The organism is Aerococcus agrisoli, assembly GCF_003797145.1.
In the GTDB taxonomy this organism is placed as follows: Bacteria; Bacillota; Bacilli; order Lactobacillales; family Aerococcaceae; genus Aerococcus; species Aerococcus agrisoli.
The window spans coordinates 82,619-100,882 of the sequence record NZ_RKMG01000002.1 but is presented as its reverse complement, the minus strand read 5'-3'; the positions used below and the strand labels follow the sequence as shown (position 1 = coordinate 100,882).

General features: G+C 38.1%; 13 protein-coding genes and 1 tRNA gene. 13 read left to right on the top strand and 1 reads right to left on the bottom strand.

The features are described from left to right. Window positions 1-50: 50 nt before the first annotated feature. The 10 genes from EF384_RS01100 to EF384_RS01055 all read left to right on the top strand — a co-directional run bounded on the left by EF384_RS01100 (window position 51) and on the right by EF384_RS01055 (window position 14,733). Complete coding sequence (locus EF384_RS01100) at window positions 51-4,250, top strand: phage tail tape measure protein (protein ID WP_123779142.1); 4,200 nt, start codon at window positions 51-53, stop codon at window positions 4,248-4,250. After that, a complete protein-coding gene (locus tag EF384_RS01095; RefSeq protein ID WP_123779141.1) occupies window positions 4,250-4,966 on the top strand; it encodes a hypothetical protein in 717 nt (238 codons plus the stop codon). The genes EF384_RS01100 and EF384_RS01095 overlap by 1 nt, the downstream gene beginning before the upstream one ends. Continuing rightward, complete coding sequence (locus EF384_RS01090; RefSeq protein ID WP_148076693.1) at window positions 4,957-10,479, top strand: phage tail spike protein; 5,523 nt, start codon at window positions 4,957-4,959, stop codon at window positions 10,477-10,479. The genes EF384_RS01095 and EF384_RS01090 overlap by 10 nt, the downstream gene beginning before the upstream one ends. Further along, a complete protein-coding gene (locus EF384_RS01085; protein ID WP_123779139.1) occupies window positions 10,476-10,778 on the top strand; it encodes a hypothetical protein in 303 nt (100 codons plus the stop codon). The genes EF384_RS01090 and EF384_RS01085 overlap by 4 nt, the downstream gene beginning before the upstream one ends. Window positions 10,779-10,780: 2 nt before the next feature. After that, complete coding sequence (locus tag EF384_RS01080) at window positions 10,781-11,086, top strand: hypothetical protein (RefSeq protein WP_123779138.1); 306 nt, start codon at window positions 10,781-10,783, stop codon at window positions 11,084-11,086. An 85-nt stretch (window positions 11,087-11,171) separates the two neighbouring features. Further along, window positions 11,172-11,714: a hypothetical protein gene (locus tag EF384_RS01075; RefSeq protein ID WP_123779137.1), complete on the top strand. Its 543-nt coding sequence runs from the start codon at window positions 11,172-11,174 to the stop codon at window positions 11,712-11,714. 61 nt (window positions 11,715-11,775) lie between these two features. After that, complete coding sequence (locus tag EF384_RS01070; RefSeq protein ID WP_123779136.1) at window positions 11,776-12,114, top strand: hypothetical protein; 339 nt, start codon at window positions 11,776-11,778, stop codon at window positions 12,112-12,114. Between the two features lie 4 nt (window positions 12,115-12,118). Further along, a complete protein-coding gene (locus EF384_RS01065; RefSeq protein ID WP_123779135.1) occupies window positions 12,119-12,379 on the top strand; it encodes a phage holin family protein in 261 nt (86 codons plus the stop codon). Then, window positions 12,379-13,611 carry an N-acetylmuramoyl-L-alanine amidase gene (locus EF384_RS01060; protein ID WP_123779134.1) on the top strand — a complete coding sequence of 411 codons (1,233 nt, stop codon included), beginning with the start codon at window positions 12,379-12,381 and terminating at the stop codon, window positions 13,609-13,611. Before EF384_RS01065 ends, EF384_RS01060 begins: the two co-directional genes overlap by 1 nt. 201 nt (window positions 13,612-13,812) lie before the next feature. Beyond that, window positions 13,813-14,733 (top strand): Abi family protein, encoded by a 921-nt coding sequence (locus tag EF384_RS01055; RefSeq protein ID WP_123779133.1) that lies wholly within the window; start codon window positions 13,813-13,815, stop codon window positions 14,731-14,733. Between the two features lie 354 nt (window positions 14,734-15,087). Here EF384_RS01055 and EF384_RS01050 read toward each other — a convergent pair. Then, window positions 15,088-15,160 (bottom strand) — tRNA-Thr (locus EF384_RS01050). Between the two features lie 165 nt (window positions 15,161-15,325). Between EF384_RS01050 and EF384_RS01045 the strand changes: the two genes are divergently transcribed. Genes EF384_RS01045 through pepT form a run of 3 tightly spaced genes read left to right on the top strand, consistent with a single transcriptional unit; the run spans window position 15,326 to window position 18,128 of the window. Then, window positions 15,326-16,030, top strand: coding sequence for a tRNA (adenine(22)-N(1))-methyltransferase (locus tag EF384_RS01045; RefSeq protein WP_123779204.1), 705 nt, complete (start codon window positions 15,326-15,328; stop codon window positions 16,028-16,030). Window positions 16,031-16,042: 12 nt separating this feature from the next. Then, window positions 16,043-16,858 (top strand): Nif3-like dinuclear metal center hexameric protein, encoded by an 816-nt coding sequence (locus tag EF384_RS01040; protein WP_123779132.1) that lies wholly within the window; start codon window positions 16,043-16,045, stop codon window positions 16,856-16,858. Between the two features lie 13 nt (window positions 16,859-16,871). Continuing rightward, a complete protein-coding gene (pepT, locus tag EF384_RS01035; protein WP_123779131.1) occupies window positions 16,872-18,128 on the top strand; it encodes a peptidase T in 1,257 nt (418 codons plus the stop codon). Window positions 18,129-18,264 lie beyond the last annotated feature (136 nt).

The following is an 18,264-nucleotide window of genomic DNA, read 5'->3' as shown; positions in this document are numbered from 1 at the left end:
CGGTTGATTTAGCAGACTTTATCAAAACAATTTAGGAAAGGAGGTAAAATATGGCAGGGAATGCACCTTTAGGACAAATGATTATTGAATTAGGATTGGATAGTTCCGATTTTGGTAAAGGTCTACAATCTTCAAAAAGAGAAGTAAAGACTTGGGCTAATTCAATGAAAGCTGAAATGAATGCAGCCAAATTAGCCGGAAACAAAATGCAAGGACTAGAAGCTAATTTCAAAGGCTTAACTAAAGTCATCGAAGCTCAAAAGAAACAAGTCGATTCACTAAAAAAATCTTACGAAGGATCATTTGTTGACGGAAAGGCTACCGCTCAAACTGAAAAATTAGCTGGTCAACTGAAACAGGCAGAATCCCAATTATTCAATTATCAAAACCAATTAAAGAATACAGCAGGCGAAATCGCTCGTACTAAGGTTGAGACAGAAGGTTGGACTGGTGTTCTAAATAAAGCCAGTGATCATTTAGTCACTGGTGGCGAAAAGATATCTAAATTTGGTCAAGGGGTTGCTGATATTGGTGGCAAAATGACCACGGGTATCACACTTCCAATCATCGGATTAGGTGCGGCAGCAGTTAAGACAGCGATATCTTTCGAAGATTCTATGAGCCAGTTACAATACGCTTCTAAAGCTTCAGGCGAAGAAATGAGTCGATTGCGAGAACTAGCTATTCAGATGGGTGAAGATACTATTTTTAGTGCAAAAGAATCAGGCGAAGCTATGGTTGAATTGGCTAAAGGTGGTATGAGTGTCGCTCAAATTGAAGCTGGTGGTCTAAAGACTGCAATGGACTTAGCAGCGGCGGGTAATATTGCTTTGGCGGATGCGGCCGAAATGACTGTTCAAGGGATGAACATGTTTAATATTGAAGCTGAGGATTCAAGTCGAATCGCTAATGCTTTAGCCGGAGGTGCGGATGCATCTACCGCTAGTGTGGAATCTATGGGTCAAGCTTTGAGTCAGGTTGGTACAGTAGCCAACACGGCAGGATGGTCAGTTGAAGATACAACTGCTGCAATTGCTGCGATGGCGGATGCCGGTATTCAAGGTTCGGATGCTGGTACTTCACTTAAATCAATGCTTCAAAGACTTTCAGCACCGACTTCTAAAGCATCAGAACTAATGGCTGATTTAGGTATTAATCTATATGATGCTGATGGAAATATGAAATCAATGACGGAAGTTGCCCAAGAGTTACAAGATGGATTCACTGGACTATCTCAAGAGCAGCAACAACAAGCGATGGCTACTATTTTCGGTAGTGATGCCGTTCGTGCAGCTACCGTATTTATGAATGAAGGTTCTGAAGGATTAGGCGAATATAAGAAAGCTACTGAAGATGCAACTGCTGCTCAAGAAGCGGCGGATTCTCAAATGAGTGAATCAGCACGTAATTGGGAAGAATTACAAGGTTCATTAGAAACATTATCAATTACAGTTGGCGAGAAGTTACTACCCATCTTCAATGATGGTGTTGAATATATAACCGGAATTGTTGAATCCTTTAGCGAATTATCAGAAGAACAGCAAAATAATATCTTAAAATGGGCTGGTATTGCAGCGGCAGCTGGACCAGTACTTACAATAGCGGGTAAGGGAATATTCGTTTTCGGTAAATTAACCACCGGTGTTGGTAAGCTAGGTAAAGGCTTAATCAACTTAATGTCTAATAATGCTGGTAAAAAGGCAATGAAAGATATCGCTGACAGTGCTTTAGATGCTGGTAAAGGTCTTGATGATGTTGGTAGTAAAGCAGGAAAAGTATCTGGCTTAGGTGCTACAGCATTTAACCCATGGGTATTAGGTGCAGGATTAGCTGTTGCAGCAATTGGTGGGATTGGTTATGCCATTTACCATGAAGCAACAGAACCACAAAGGCGAGCGAAAGAATCTGTAAAAGAAACAGATGGTGCTTATCAAAGTTGGTTTGATGGCGTTACTTCTGGTATCGATTCGGTGAAAGAAGTCGGAAATATAGCGGTTGATGGCGCAGAAGCGAGTGCTGAAGCATATAAGCAAGCTGCTAAAGATATTCAAAAAGCGAATGCAGATATTCAGAATTCACTTGATGCAATGTTTGATGAAGGTTTGATTAATAATCAACATCAATTCTTTAAAGGGGATCTCTTCAAACAATTTACTTTAGAATTAGATGAAGTTAACCAAAAAATGAAAGAATTTGGTGCATCTGAAGAAGAAATCGCAAGGGTATCTGAAGCGTTTAATAATTATGGAACGATGCTAGGTAATGCTAGCTCGGAAGTAATGCGTGCTTTAGAAGATAATATCAAAGTGACTCCAGAATGGGCATCTGCTCAAATCCAAGCAGTTGAAGGTGTTACTACCCAAACTATCGCTTCTTTACAGGAACGCAGACAAGCTGAATTGGATGCTTTAGAAGCACGAAAAGAAATGTATAGCCCAGAACGATACCAACAAGAAGTCGATGCGATAAACGCACGAACTCAAAATGAAATTTATGCAATTCAGACCTCTCAACAATCTATCACTGAAATTTTAACGAATGCTGCTAAGGGGAGACGAGAACTAACCGAAGGTGAAGCATTGTCGATGATCCTTAGCTTGAATAAAATTTCTGAAGCAACCGGTGAGTCATTAACTGAAAACGATGAATTGATGGCGATGTTGGGCGATAACATGGAATTGTTAACCAGTAAGACTGCAATTGAATCAATGAATCGAATGGGCATCTTAAATGATGAAGCAATTGAGAATTTAAAAAATGCAGGAACTACTGAAGAAGCAATGAATATTGTTATAGAAGCTTTGGATCGATATGGTGCTAAGGAACTCCCACCTAAAAATTTGGATATTGATACCGACTATTCGGTGGAAAAAATTGAAGAATTATTAACTGAATTAGACATTTGGAATAATCTAACTGCTGAAGAAAAAGAGTTACTATATCAAGTGCAAAATGGCGAAGATTTAGAAAAAGCTCTGCAAGATTTAGGCAAATGGAATGATTTACCAGTCGAGGATAAATCAGCAGTATTAAAAGGTGAAGTAGATCCAGAAGTTGCAAATGGAATTCAGTCTATGGGGTTATGGTCAAACGCTGAGTTTGTAGATAAATTTGCATCGATTGACACCAATGCGGATGATGCTACTGATAAAATCGGTAAATTGCTTGAACAATGGGGCGTTATGTCCGCCGAAGAGTATAAGAAATTAGTAGTTGATAGCCAGGACAATGGCCAACAAGCTATTGAGACTGTACAAGAATTTATGCAATTGCCGGATGCTGAAAAGATGCTGCATGCAACTGACCAAACAGCAGATGGTGTAGCCACCGCAACTAACAATATTCTATCAGTTCCAGAAGCTAGAAATACGTTCTTTACTGCACTAGAGAGTCTAACTCCAGTTGCTGGAAATGTGAACGTCGCAATCGGTAGTGTACCTATAAGTAAGCACACGAATTTTGGTGCATCGGAACAAGTATCAGCAAACGCAAGTTCCGCCAAGGGAGCTCATGCTAGTGTACCGACGAGTAAGCATACTAACTTTGGATCTAGTGAACAAGTTAGTTCTAAAGCTAGCAGTGCTAGAAGCGCGCATTCGAGTGTACCTACAAGCAAACAGACAAACTTTAATTCTAGTGAAAGTGTATCTAGTACAGCTGCATCTGCAAGGGGTGCAATAAGTTCAGTACCGACATCCAAAACGACTACATTTACAGCTAAGCTAGCCGGAGCATGGGGCAAGGTTAAGTCATTCTTCGGATATGAACGAGGTACCAACTACCACCCGGGTGGTTTTGCTATAGTCAATGACCAGAAAGGTTCACGATTCCGTGAAATGATTGAGTATCCGGATGGGACACAGTACATACCTACAGGACGAAACGTCATTATGGACTTACCTCGTGGTTCGAAAGTATTGAAAGCTGCAAGTACTGCCACGATGTTTCCTGGTTTACCACAATACGCAGATGGTGTTGGTATAACAAATGATGCTCAGTTTATTAGAGATTCCACTAGTTTGGAACGAGCTAATGTACCAACTAATGTTAATATGCCAACTATTGATTTAAAACCGTTAGAAGCACTTTTAGAACGAATTAACGATAGCATTCAAGAAGGTAAGGTTATTCATAATCAGTTAAAAATAGATGGTCAAGAAGTTGCAAAAAATACATATCCATACATTGATAATTTGATGAATAATAGCACAAAAAGAAGTAGTGTAATGCGTATTGGAGGTGAAGGCTAATGGAAATTAATCAAATTAAAGTTAATGGTTCTTCAACATTAGACTTTCCTTTTGAAACTGTCGTAGTTGAAAACGGTGGTTTTACTTATGCAAGAAAGAAGAACCAGTTTGTTGAAACAGATTATCTTACAAGTTCTATCAAGACCGAAGTAGAAGCTTGGGCACCAATTGAAAAATCATATAAATTATTCTGCTATACAACTAATGTAGCGCAGTTACGAGTTGTCAAAAAGTGGGCAAAAGATAATGGTATTTTAATATCAAGTGATGAGCCAGATGTTTTCTATGAAATTTTAGATGTGGTAATAGAAGATTCTAAAAGAGATGGTAAACCTTATTTTATATTGGAAATTACTTTTAAACTATCACCTTTTGGGTTTGAACTCAATCAGACAACGAGGACTTATAAAACGGGTGATAAAATAACTAATCACACGAATGCACCAATGTATCCATTGATTACAGTGTTCGGTACATCGAATACACAAACGAATATCAAAATTGGGAATCAAACGGTATACATAGCCAAACTGATCGATAAGCTAACCATTGAAAACAAATATTTAGAACAAGATGTTCGTGACAGAAATAATGCTCAGGCGAACAATATTATGCGTGGGGACTTTTTCGAAATTCCTGCTGAGAGTACAAATACAATAACTTTAGGTAGTGGCATTGACCGTGTAGAAATTTTAGAAAGGTGGGGTTGGCTATAATTTACATATATGATAGTACAGTGACTGACTTTACCTATAACGGTCAGCCACTAAATAAAGCTTACGAAGTTGTTGTTGATAACATGATCAATGACAGCTTTTTTGTTACCTTCAATCATCCTTTAGATGATAAGGGGATATATAAAATCATCGAAAAAGATAAAATTGTCAAAGTACATACGCCAGACGGTATGCAACCTTTTAGGATTATGGACCGTGTGAAATATATGGACCATGTTTCAATCGAAGCGTGGCCATTGTTTTATGCTGATATGCGTAATAAATTGATCAGACCATTAACTATCAGAGGATTAAGCGGTCAAGCAGCGATGAATATGTTTGTGAATAACCTATTGATTGACACACCATTCACGTTTACATCAAATATTACAGATATGCACGATTATCATACGCAAGATGCCGAAGAGCGAGAGAATAATCCTAACCAGCTCTACAATGCATTAGACGTATTCAAAGATATCGTGAAACGTTGGCAAGGGGAATTAGTCATTAACGGATATGATGTTCGTGTAGTGAACAGATTAGGTAAAAATACGGGTGCGTTACTGTACGAAAAGAAAAATATCTCAGACTTCACGGACGAAGAATCTATTCAAGATATTACTACTCGTTTATATGGAAAATCTGAATGGACAGAACGTCCTGAGGGTACTGACGAAGAAGTTAAACATGAAATATCTGTAAAGGTAGAAAGTCCACTTATCAATGCTTATAGCGGTATTGTGTTTGAAAAGCAATACACTAATAACGATATTCGTACAGAAAAAGAAATGAAAGATTGGTTGAATCTAAAATTCACCACTGATAATATTGACAAACCATCTCGGAATATCAAGGTTGGTACTAACATTGTTGATGACACAGTTATTAACATGGGTGATTCCCTGGTGCTTAAATACGTTAAACATGATGTGGATATGGAAATTAGAATGGTGGGTTACACATATGACGGGTACGCTAACCGATATATCACTATTCAATTAGGTGACGCTAAGCAATCTTATGTCGGTAATGTTCAAAATACTGTTAGGGAACTTGAAACGAACGTCAGCACCTCCGTCAAACAAACCGTTAACCAAATCTTAAACGCCAACGGAGAACGTATGATTTATTCAGTTACTGAACCAGTAGGTAACTTTAAAAACGGTGATGTTTGGTACGATCAACAGGGTGGCATGTATTTCTGGGATGAAGAAAGTGGAATGTGGATAGATCATCCCTACAATCGAAACATGCGCGTCATGGAGGATGAAGTCAACACCGCAATTGAAACTGCTGAAAGTGCAAAAGCGTTGGCGGTAAGTGAAGCAGAACAAGCTTTAATTAACGCAAATAAATATGCTGATGATCAAGACGCATTAATTACGCAACAAGTAAACACCTCTGTGAGCACAGCTATATCTACGGCCGAAGAAGCTAAGCAAGCAGCAGAGACCTCTTATACTAATGCTGTAGCAGAAGCTGAAAGACTAGCAGGAGAGCAATCTACAGCTTTCAATAAGAAGTTTGAAGAAAACGCCTTGTCGATGAACACTTTATCTCAAGCTACTCAAGATGCAGATGCTAAAGCACAATCGGCTCTAACTAAAGCTGGGGCTAATGCTAACTTATTAACTACTCATCAAAACACGTTAGACGCGATCAACAATACGACCATTCCTAACATCAATTCATCTATTTCCGATGCTATGGCAGAAGCAAGTTCAGCAATGACTGAAGCCCAGAAGGCTGACACTAAGATTGCTGATTATGTGACGTCTAAGGGCTTAGTAAGTGGTACCACTGTTGACACTAAGATTAATGCTGCTACAGGAGAGATTAAAAAGAAGATTACAACTGTCGAGGGTAAGATACCAACCGAGATTGGTGGGCGTAACTTGTTACAGAATACTTCTGATGAGTGGAAAACATTGTCTATGAGTGCTGGTGTCTGGTTTAAGGATTTTGGCTACGATGAAAATTATAAAGTTGAAGTTGGTCAAACATACACTTTCTCCATTATTGTGGACAAAGTAAACGATAACGATACTGTGCCAATTAACTTACATATAGGTTTAGGTAACACTAGAGGTTCATATAACTATGATTTCCAAAGCTGGCGACAAGATAATATCCCAATGGGTGAAAAGGTTTCATTAACTTATACGATCACAGAAAGTGATGTCGCCGGTGGTAGTAGATTATGGTTTGCATATCGTTTAAGGAATGAACAAAAAGCAACTTATATCAGATATAAGGAAGCTAAACTTGAAAAGGGGTCTATCCCTACCGATTGGTCTCCAGCTCCAGAGGAAAACCTATCACAATCAGAGTTCCAAATCTTTGAAAGTACGTTTAATGAAGATGTTAAAGGTATTAACTCCACTCTAACAGATTTATCTACCAAAAAGTTAGATGGAACGACATACCAAAACTTTTATAACAATGAGTATAAGCAAACGGCTCAAGGCGTTACAGATGCGTGGACAGCAGTCAATAAGATTATTGACGCAAATGGGAATTCGACAGATGCATTTGCTAAGGCTGTTTACGATAAGAACGCAACAAGACAAGCTGCGGACTTTAAATCAGTAACCGATGGTTTAGTTAAGACGACTACTTATGAAGAGGGTATTGATGGCGTTAAGCAGAGCATTACTAGCGTTAGTGGCAGAATTGATGAACTATCTGTTGGCGGAAGAAACTATTTTAAGAATTCAGATGTAGAAAGAACAGGGTCGAGAGAGTTTGTTAACCATTATACATGGGATATGTCTCCTGTAATTAATGAGTTCGGTACAAATACTTACTATACTGTTTCATTCGATATAAAATCGAAAGTTGCGGGGAATATAAACGTTTACGCACAAAATGGTAATGGTACAAAATATAGTATTGGTACAAAGGGCGTATACGCTTCTACCACATATAAAAGATTCTCATACACTTTTAAACCAGTATTAAGTAGTTCAACTGAAACTATGTCAATGCTTGCATTTTTTGGTAGTTATGACTCTGGAAGAATACCTACAATAAAAAATGTAAAATTTGAAGTAGGTAACTTTGCTACCGATTGGACACCAGCTCCAGAAGATATGTTAGGCAAAGCTGAATTTACACTATTTAAAAACGATTATGAAGAAACTGCTGAAAGTGTCGAACGTAGACTTACAGCTATTGATAGTAGCGAGGAAGGCTCAGTTGTAACCCGTTTAAATAAAACGGAAAAGACAGCTAGTGGAAATACGACTACCATTTCTAACATTAAAACGAAGCCAGGCGAGCAAATAACAGGCTATCAAACGATTAAAGACCGTAGCGACTTATACGAGCGTGTCATTGGTAGTTCAAGTGAAGCTAACGTTAAAAACAACATGGCACGTATTGTTATGGCAGATAGTATATTTAAAACCGAGGTCATAGATAAGACTAATGTAGACGACTCTAATGTGTTTTCTTCAAGCACAAAGGTGGCAGCTTTATCTAATATAGGAAGTATAGTTAGAAACGATAGTCTTGCGCCTAATGGGTTTAGAATAACAGGGGTTAGTGGGAACAACGGTAGTTTTAGACTTTATGATGTTATAACGTCAAACGGTTGGTGGACTGTATCTGGATGGGTTAGGGGTAGCCAAAACGCTGATATTAAGTTTACCATTGATATTTGTGACTCACCAGACAGTAAGCAATTCAATACAGGAACCGCAAATGAATGGCAATATTTTGAGTTTAGTCATAATGTTACAAACTATACTTCAACATATAGTTTTGTGGACTTTAATGGTATTGCGTGGGCTTACTATTACTTTAAAGACATTAAAGTTGAGAAAAATCATCATGCGACTGCTTGGACACCGTCAGCTATTGATTTTGCTACACAGTCACATATTACTCAATTAGCTGATAATATTAACTTAAAAGTGTCTAACAAAGACCTACTAAGCGAAATCAACGTCCAAGCTGGTAACGTACTTATCCAAAGTGGCACGAACAAGCTGAACATCACTCCAACGACTACATCCATTCAAGACGCCACTATCAAGTCGGCTATGATTGATACCATTGACGTTAAGAAAATAACGGGTATCGCCGCAGATTTCACTACAATGATTACTAAGGGTTTGACAGCTGATGTAATCACGTCAACTATGATTAAAGCTGATACGGCATTGTTCGATATGTTGTTCAGTACAACGCTAGCGACCGATAGATTAGCCGCACGAACTGCTTGGATAAAGAGTGCTAACATTTCTACATTAGATGCAAGCAAGATTACTTCTGGAACTATCGCTGCCGCTAGATTAGATGCTGGTGCCATTGTAACTGCAGGCTTAACAGCCAATGTGGTTAAGAGTGCTCATATTGAAGCTGGAACAGCTTTAGTTGATAAAATATTCTCAACTTCCGCATACATTACGCAACTTACAAGTAAGGCAGCATTTATTAGTTCAATACAGGCTATAAATATTAGCGCAAGTAGAATTACAAGTGGTACATTAGATGCAAGTAAAGCGACTATTACTAATATAGATGCAAACAACATCACGGCCAACAAAACGTCATTCGTGCAAACAGCTTGGAACGACATTAATTCAGAAGTCGCGATCGATGGCTCTGGTATTAAGACACAGAATACTAATGGAGACTTTAGTCGTATTGTGTCTGGTGAATTACGGTCATTTAATGCAGATAGCTCTTCTACAGCCATATTAGGTAGTGGGCGGTCGCAATATTTTGATAGGAACGGTTCCCAATTTATTTTAGGGAAAACCTTGCATGGTACTGATTGGATTAACGAAGGTACTTTACAAGTTACCTACAATCGTAAGTTTGCAATCGGGAGATATGCGGATTACGCTGGAAATAATGGTAACTTCCATCCTTATATTGCTTTGGAATACGCTGTAGATAAGCCCGGAGATGAGCCGAACGGTATTGTGAGATTGTATAAGGCAGTTTACTTACAGAAAGGAATATACGCTGGAAATAACGACATCAGTGCTTTGAGTAAAATATCATTTTACAACGGTGGTCTTATCGAAAGCCAATCGAGCACATCGAATCTTTTGATTACAGCAAGTAATAAAATGGTTGCTTATGCTGCGGGTACTAATGCCTTTGAAATTGATAGCGGATATATGTACCTTCGTAGGAATCTTTCAATGGAAGGTAATAACATCACGAATCAATCAGATAGACGCTTGAAAACTAACATTGTAGATACGCCAGTTGATAGCTTATCCGCAATTTCAAACTGGGGTTTCAAGGCTTTTGATCGTGTGAACAATGGTAGTCATGACGATATTGGTTTGATTGCACAAGACACTTCTGAAATTGTAGTTTACGATGAAGAAAACGACATATACAACGTCAATTCTAGTAAGCAAATTATGATGAATAGCCACGGTATCCAACAGTTGAATATCAAGGTAGATGACGAAATATCCCAATTAAAAGCACAAGTAACAAACTTACAGGAAGAACTAGCATTACTTAAAGGAGATAGAAAATGAAACTAACTAACAACCAAATATTTGCCGTCAATGGCGTTTTATCAGAGCTTGTCAACGAGAAATTGACAGGCTCTTTTAAATTCAAATTATTCAAGACCAAAGCAGAACTAGAACGTGCGATCGAAATCGTTCAAAAGGCATTGGAAGGGGTGGTTGATGAAGAAGAAGTAACGGAGATTGCAGAGCAGACGCAGGACTTGAACATTGAATTGTTGACGGAAGCAGAATTAGAACCACTACCACTTAGCATGGCACAACTAGTATTATTACAGGCTATTATCAAAGAAGGAGATAAATAATTATGGCATTAAACGCACAAAAAACAACATTCATTATTTCTCGTATCAAAAACGGTGTAGAAGAAGTAGCCCAATATAATGATTACAATGGAACAATCTACTGGTATTCAAACCCAGATAGCGCAACAGACTTTGAAGATTTAGAACTTGCTAAAGGTATGTTACAAGTCCAAGATATGATGGCTAAATTAACCAAGCAAGACGTTACTTTCAAACTATACCAACTGGACGCTGAAACTTATGAAATTAACACAGACGGCGAACGTGTACTGGTTGAAGAAGAAACACCAACAGAAGAAACAGCGTAACATTAAGAATGCACTCAATTCATTTTGGGTGCTTTTTTAACTCTCAGATATGCTATATTATAGTAAAAGTTTGGGAGTGGTTTTTATGACAGATGAGCAGTTTAAAGAATTAATTGATGTTTTAAGAGGTTCTACATGGTCACGTCTATGGCCAATATTACTGACATTTGCACTTGGTTTATGCGCTTCAGGAATTACTAGCTATTTATCTAAAAAAATAAGAAAATGTAATGAAAGAAAAGAGTTACCAAATAAAATAAAAACAATAATCAAGATCAGTGAAGAAGTTAAGGATATTATGTCCAAGGATATTGACTTGCATAATACGACTATTGTTTTAGGCAGCGACGCAGATAGTTTAGCTGATGGTGTCTTGAATGATATCGAGATTATTGACTTAGAATTTAATAAAGTTTATGAGTATCTTATTTCGAATAGGAATACCTTAAGAGCTACTTTAATGATCAAAAGACAGATAAATATACTAAAAAAAGTGGTTCCTAGTGTCCTTTTAGATCCACAAAAAGTTCATGGAATTCAAGATAGTGATAAGAAGTTTATTACAAATAGTTTAGAATTATTGCAAGAGAGTCTATATAAAACATACGATACATTAACGAATAATTAGTTAAAAGAGTAGCTCGCAAGCTGCTCTTTTTTGTTACACAAATTTAGAAAGGAAGTGGAAGATGCAAACAGAAGATCACGAAACACGTATATCACGGTTGGAAGAAAATGATGAAGAAATTTTTAAGCAAATCAAGAATATTAATGACGATTTAAAAGACAGATACTCACGTATTGATGAGAGTAATAAACATCTACGTGAATTATCGTTGAAGCAAAATGACCAGAATGCACAGATACTCAACGCAGTCTTGAAGGGTAACCAAGACTCTGAAAAAAGAGCAGATGAACGTAAAAAGTCAGTGGATGAAAATCGGGGTCAGTTATTGCTAACAATCTTAGGTAGCGGTGGGATTATCTACATTTTCATCGAGGCATTACTAAAGGTATTTGGAGGATAGGTATATGGACATTTTAAATTATGTCGTGCAAGAAGGACTGGTCATGATTCCAGTCCTTTTTATTATTGGTGAGATTGTGAAAGGAACGGAGTTATTATCAAATAAATGGATACCATTAGCGTTATTGGTAGTAAGCATTGGCTTCACACCATTGTTATTAGGATCATATACAGCAGATAACATCGTGCAAGCGGTGCTAGTTGCAGGAGTAACTGTCTTTGGCAATGAGTTGATTAAGCAATCTAGTAAAGGGGATGTTAAATAATGTCTTACACAATTCAAAAAGCCTTAACTTTAATTAACAAAGGTACTAAAGGTTTAAACAACCCACAGTGGATTATCGAACATTTCGTGGGCGCAGCAGGGCAAGCTTGGGGAAACGCTAACTACTTTAAATCAGTGTATCGTGGCGCTTCAGCACATTACTTTGTAGATCCCAATAACATTGTTCAAGTAGTAGAGGACGACACACCAGCATGGCATGTTGGGGATGGCTCACGTACAGGTAAAGGTGCATATAACGGTTACTACGGCTACGGTGCTACTAACAACAATGCAATCGGTATTGAAATGTGTCAGGATACGTCAACTGGTAAGGACGTATGGCATTGGGAATTTGACCCCGAAACTATCAAGCGTGCTAAGTGGCTAACTAAGCAATTACAAGCTAAGTACAATATCCCCGATGAGCGTGTTATCCGTCACTATGACGTTTCGGGCAAATTGTGTCCGGGTAACTGGCAGTGGAATGACTGGCAGAAATGGAAGAACTTTAAAGCTGAATTGGCAGGTTACAAAGTGGCACAACAAGCTACAAACACCACTCAAAATGATGGCTATGTGTCTGTAACTGCTAAAATGCACACAGTACAAGCCGGAGAAACTTTAGGTGCAATTGCTAAGAAATTTGGTGTAACGGTTGATAATCTAGTTAAATGGAATAAGTTAGAAAACCCTAACTTAATTTTCCCAGAATCAAAACTGTATGTAGCCAACCCAACAACTACAACGTCAACTGGTCAACAATTACATTTACCAGCAAGTGCTAAAACTTGGCGAGTATATAATGCTAATGGTCCATACACTATGGGTAACGAGGTGCACTTATTAACACCTAGCGCTTATGGTGGTTTAACTTATGATATCTTAGGAAACCCAGCGCCACACGTTTACTTAATTAAGACTAGCGTTAAGGGTACAGTGGCAATCTATGCTGGACCGGGTACTGGTGCTACTATCACTGGTAAAGGCGGTAGCGTGGCTAACACTACTAAGAAACTACACTTGCCAGTTAGTGCTGATACTTGGCGTGTATATCGTGTCAAAGGACCATACACGGCAGGTAATGAGATCCATTTATTAACACCAAAAGCTTATGGTGGTCTGACTTATGATATCGTGGGTAACCCAGCAAAAGATATCTACTTAATTGATACTGACGTCAAAGGACGAGTGGCTATTTACGCTGGTTCAGGTACAGGTGCGATGATTCAATAGTTTTAAATTAGTAGAGGTAGTGGGCTTAATTGTCTGCTACCTCTTTTTTTGTTATATTTGAAAATGCGAAAAGATTTATATATAAATTATTGACAAATTATTGTTGAATGATAAAATCTAACTAATAGATCAAGGTCTACCCTCGCTTTATGCGCAGATACGTTCTGAGGGGTAGACATTTTTTGTATAGAGAGGTAAAAGATGAATCATTTAACCTATCAAGAACAGATGCAGAAATTTATCTCGAGAGGGATGAAATCAAATGATGTTGAAAAGGACGCAAGGAAATTACAAAATATTTCCTATTATAAATTAAAAGAAACTGCCCGCGTTTTTGCCAAAATAACAAAAACTGATGGAGAACCATCAATTGATTATCAGGGTGTTTATTTTGATGAAATACTGAAACGTTTCTATCAAGATAAAAATCTTCGGTTACATTTACTACATGCAATTGAAGAAATTGAAATTTCTATAAAAACTAAACTTGCCTATATTTTAGGCAGAGATAATTATTCAGCGTTTGGGTATCTAGACTTTTCTTCGTGGTGTAATCGCAATAAATTCACTAAAGCAGATTTAGCTATGGAAGAAAGCAACTTTAAAATTAAAATATTAAAGAGAATAAGGAATGAAAATTCAACTGAACTTAAATTAAAGCTAAAAAATAACGCTTACCCTCCAGTATGGTTGGCAATTAACTTGTTAACATTAGGAGAAGTGATTCACTTGATTGGGTTCATGTCTAACAAAAACTTAAGAGTACTATCTGGCGAGTTTGAAATGACACCAAATGATTTTATCTCAAAAATAAAATGTGTCCACCTAGTGAGAAATATTTGTGCGCACAATTCATCTATTGTTGATTTTAAGATTAAAACTATGCCTTCTATTTCTTCAGAAGTCAAAGTGCACTTATTTCATTTTGCAGATGGTAAAATTACAAATAGGGTAATAGTTCCAGTATCAATCGTTATAGAGTTTATGAAAATTATTAATCCTAACTATAATTTAAATTCAATAAAGAAAACAATAAACTCATTATGTCAGAATGACTTTAAATCCAAGCAATTTGGGTTTAATGATAGGAAGGCATGTAAAGCATACATTGGGATGGTATAAAATAAATAATTATTGGATAATTTAATTTCTTTATTTTATTCCCCTCACCCTAACCAGTAGAGATTTGAAATGTCTCCCAACATCAGTTATATTATTTATGTGCTTTGCTCCCAACTTAGCACAGTAAAGCACTCACTTCCTATAATGGGAGGTAGGGGCTTTTTTTATTTACTCTAAATTAGGCAAGGGTTTATGGAAATTAAAAAAGACAGCCTATTACAGACTGTCTTAAGAGTTCACACTTGAGTTCACACTTTTTTGTTTTTTATTGTCATTCTTTTACAACCGTTTTGTCCAAAACCCTATTAAATCAAGGTTTTTAATTTTCTTTAACGTTCTTTTTGTACTTATTTATGCCGAATGCAGGAATCGAACCTGTGACCCCCTCATTACGAATGAGATGCTCTACCGACTGAGCTAATTCGGCGTGTTTAATCATTTTGCCAAATGAAAAAACCACTAAAATAATGTTACGCCCATTTTTTTATTTTGTAAAGGAAAAATTATGGCTTGAAAAAAGGGGAAATGGCTTAAAATTCGTCAAATCTTTGATATAATGAACCGTATTGAAAATGAGTGGAGAAGATCAATTATGAATGTAAATCATTTATCTGATCGATTAGCTGCGGTGGCTTCTTTTGTCCAAGAAGATGCACGACTGGCAGATATCGGTTCAGACCATGCGTATTTACCGACGCATTTAGCAAGTACGGGTAAGATTACTTTTGCCATTGCGGGTGAAGTGGTAGATGGTCCTTTTCAGGCCGCAAAACAAGAAATTGAACGCCAAGATCTTAGCCATATGATTGAGGCACGATTAGGCAACGGCTTGGCCGTTGTAGAAGCAGAGGATCAAATTGACACTGTGACCATTTGTGGCATGGGTGGCGCATTAATTGTAGAAATTTTAACTGCTGGTCACGCGGATGATAAATTAGCAACGCATCCACGTTTAATTCTGCAAGCGAATGTTGCAGAGGAAAAAGTACGTGAATGGTTAAATCGTAATGCTTATGCCATCGTTGATGAAACCATCATTGAGGAAAATGAAAAATTCTATGAAATCATTGTGGCTGATTATACTGAAGAAACGCTTGAGCCATGGAGCCAAGAAGATTTGATGTTTGGTCGCTTTATCAAGACCAAAGAACCAGCTGTTTTTGCGCGTAAATGGCAAGCTGCATTGGACCGTACCAACTACGTATTGGGTCAATTAGAAAAAGCCCAAAATCCTGATCAAGCGAAAATCGACGCGCATCAAGCGTTGAAACAAGCTATTGAAGCACAGTTAGCCTAAGGAGGAAATGCCATGACACTTACTGTTCGCGAATTTATCAAACAATTTGAAACATTTGCCCCAGAAGCTTACGCCGTTGAGGGTGATCCAAGTGGTTTACATTTTGGCCGAATGGACCAAGAAATCCATAAAATATTGGTGACCTTGGATGTACGACCTGAAGTGGTAGCAGAGGCCGTGGCTGTTGGCGCAGATTTTATTTTTGCCCACCATCCACCAATCTTTAGACCGGTGAAACGTTTGACGGAGGATAATCCGCAACAAGCAATGTATGCAGGAATTGTTCGTTCAGGGATTGCCATTTACGCAGCCCATACGAATTTGGATGCAGCACCGGGTGGTATGAATGATTGGTTGGCTGATTTGTATCAAGTGGCAAATACGGAAGTTTTAACGCCACATACCACTGACGCGAAAACGGGTGAAGCGATTGGTATCGGACGTATCGGTGACTTGAAAACGCCACGTTCTTTTGATGATTTCGCAGCGTTCGTCAAAGAACAAACAGGCGTCAAAGGATTGCGGACAATCGTGGCCGACGCCAACAAACCGGTTCGACGCGTTGCCATCTTAGGTGGCGATGGTGGCTCTTATTTTGAGGATGCCCTGGCTAAGGGTGCTGATACTTTTATCACAGGTGATGTTTATTATCATACGGCGCATGACATGATTGCGGCGGGCTTAAATGTGATTGACCCGGGCCATCATTTTGAGTCGGTAGTGAAGACAGAAATGACAAAGAAAATTACGGATTGGCAGGATGAACTGGATTGGCAAGTTGAAGTAGTGGCGAGCCAATTGAATACTGATCCATTTACATTTATTTAGGAGGAAATTTTTTATGACATACCAAATTGCTAGTGAAGAATTATTAAATCGTTTTGTGAAATATGCGAAAGAAAATACACGCTCAAATGAAGAAAACTATACACAAGTACCTTCATCACAAAACCAAGTAGAATTTGCCCACAAATTGGCGAAAGAATTGGAAACATTAGGTTTCTCTGACATCTACTACAACACAAAAGATAGCTATGTAACTGCAACAATCCCTACAACTGACGACAGCAAAGAATACCCAACAATTGGTTTCTTTGCCCACGTGGATACTGCTGATTTCAATGCAGATAACGTGAACCCACAAATCGTTGAAAACTATGATGGTTCAGTAATCAAATTAGGTGATTCTGGTTATAGTTTGGATCCTGCAGAATTTGATTCATTAAACAAATACATCGGTCAAACGTTGATTACGACTGATGGTACAACTTTATTAGGTGCTGACGACAAAGCGGGTATCGCTGAAATCGTGACGGCTGGTAAATACTTGATCGACCATCCAGAAATCAAGCATGGTGAAGTAAAAGTTGCCTTTGGTCCGGATGAAGAAATCGGTATGGGTGCTGACCGTTTCGACGTGGAACGTTTTGCAGCAGACTTTGCCTATACCTTAGATGGTGGTCCATTAGGTGAACTAGAATTTGAAACTTTCCATGCAGCTTCAGCTGTTGTAAAAGTGACTGGTAAAAACATCCACCCGGGTTCTGCAAAAGACTTGATGATCAACGCGTTACAAGTTGCCATTGATGTTCACAACCAATTACCAGAAGATGAACGTCCAGAAAATACTGATGGCCGTCAAGGTTTCTTCCACTTGATGAAATTAACAGGTGATGTTGAAGGGGCTACTGCTTCGTACATTATTCGTGACCACGACCGTGCGAAATTTGAAGCACGTAAAGAAGAAATTGTTGCTGCAGCAGCGAAATTAAACCAATTCTATCGTGCTGAAATTGTGACAGTGACATTGAATGATCAATACTACAACATGGGTGAAATCATTGAAAAAGATATGCGTCCTGTAACTTTAGCAGAACAAGCTTTTGCCAAATTAAACATCGAAGCTGACATTAAAGCTGTTCGTGGTGGTACCGATGGCTCTAAATTAACTTACATGGGCTTACCAACACCAAACTTGTTTGCTGGTGGAGAAAACATGCATGGCCGTTTTGAATATGTAAGTCTTGAAACAATGGTAAAAGCGACAGAAGTTGTGCTTGCAATTGTTGAAGGCGCGGCATCATATAGCGAATTATAATCATTTGCGTTAAAATAGAATAAAAGTAGTTTAGATATACAATCTAGGCTCACATAGCGGAAGTTGGCATTGATGAAATGCCAACTTCTTATGCTATATAGGAAAATTTACCCTGGATTTAGATAGGAGGGCATGA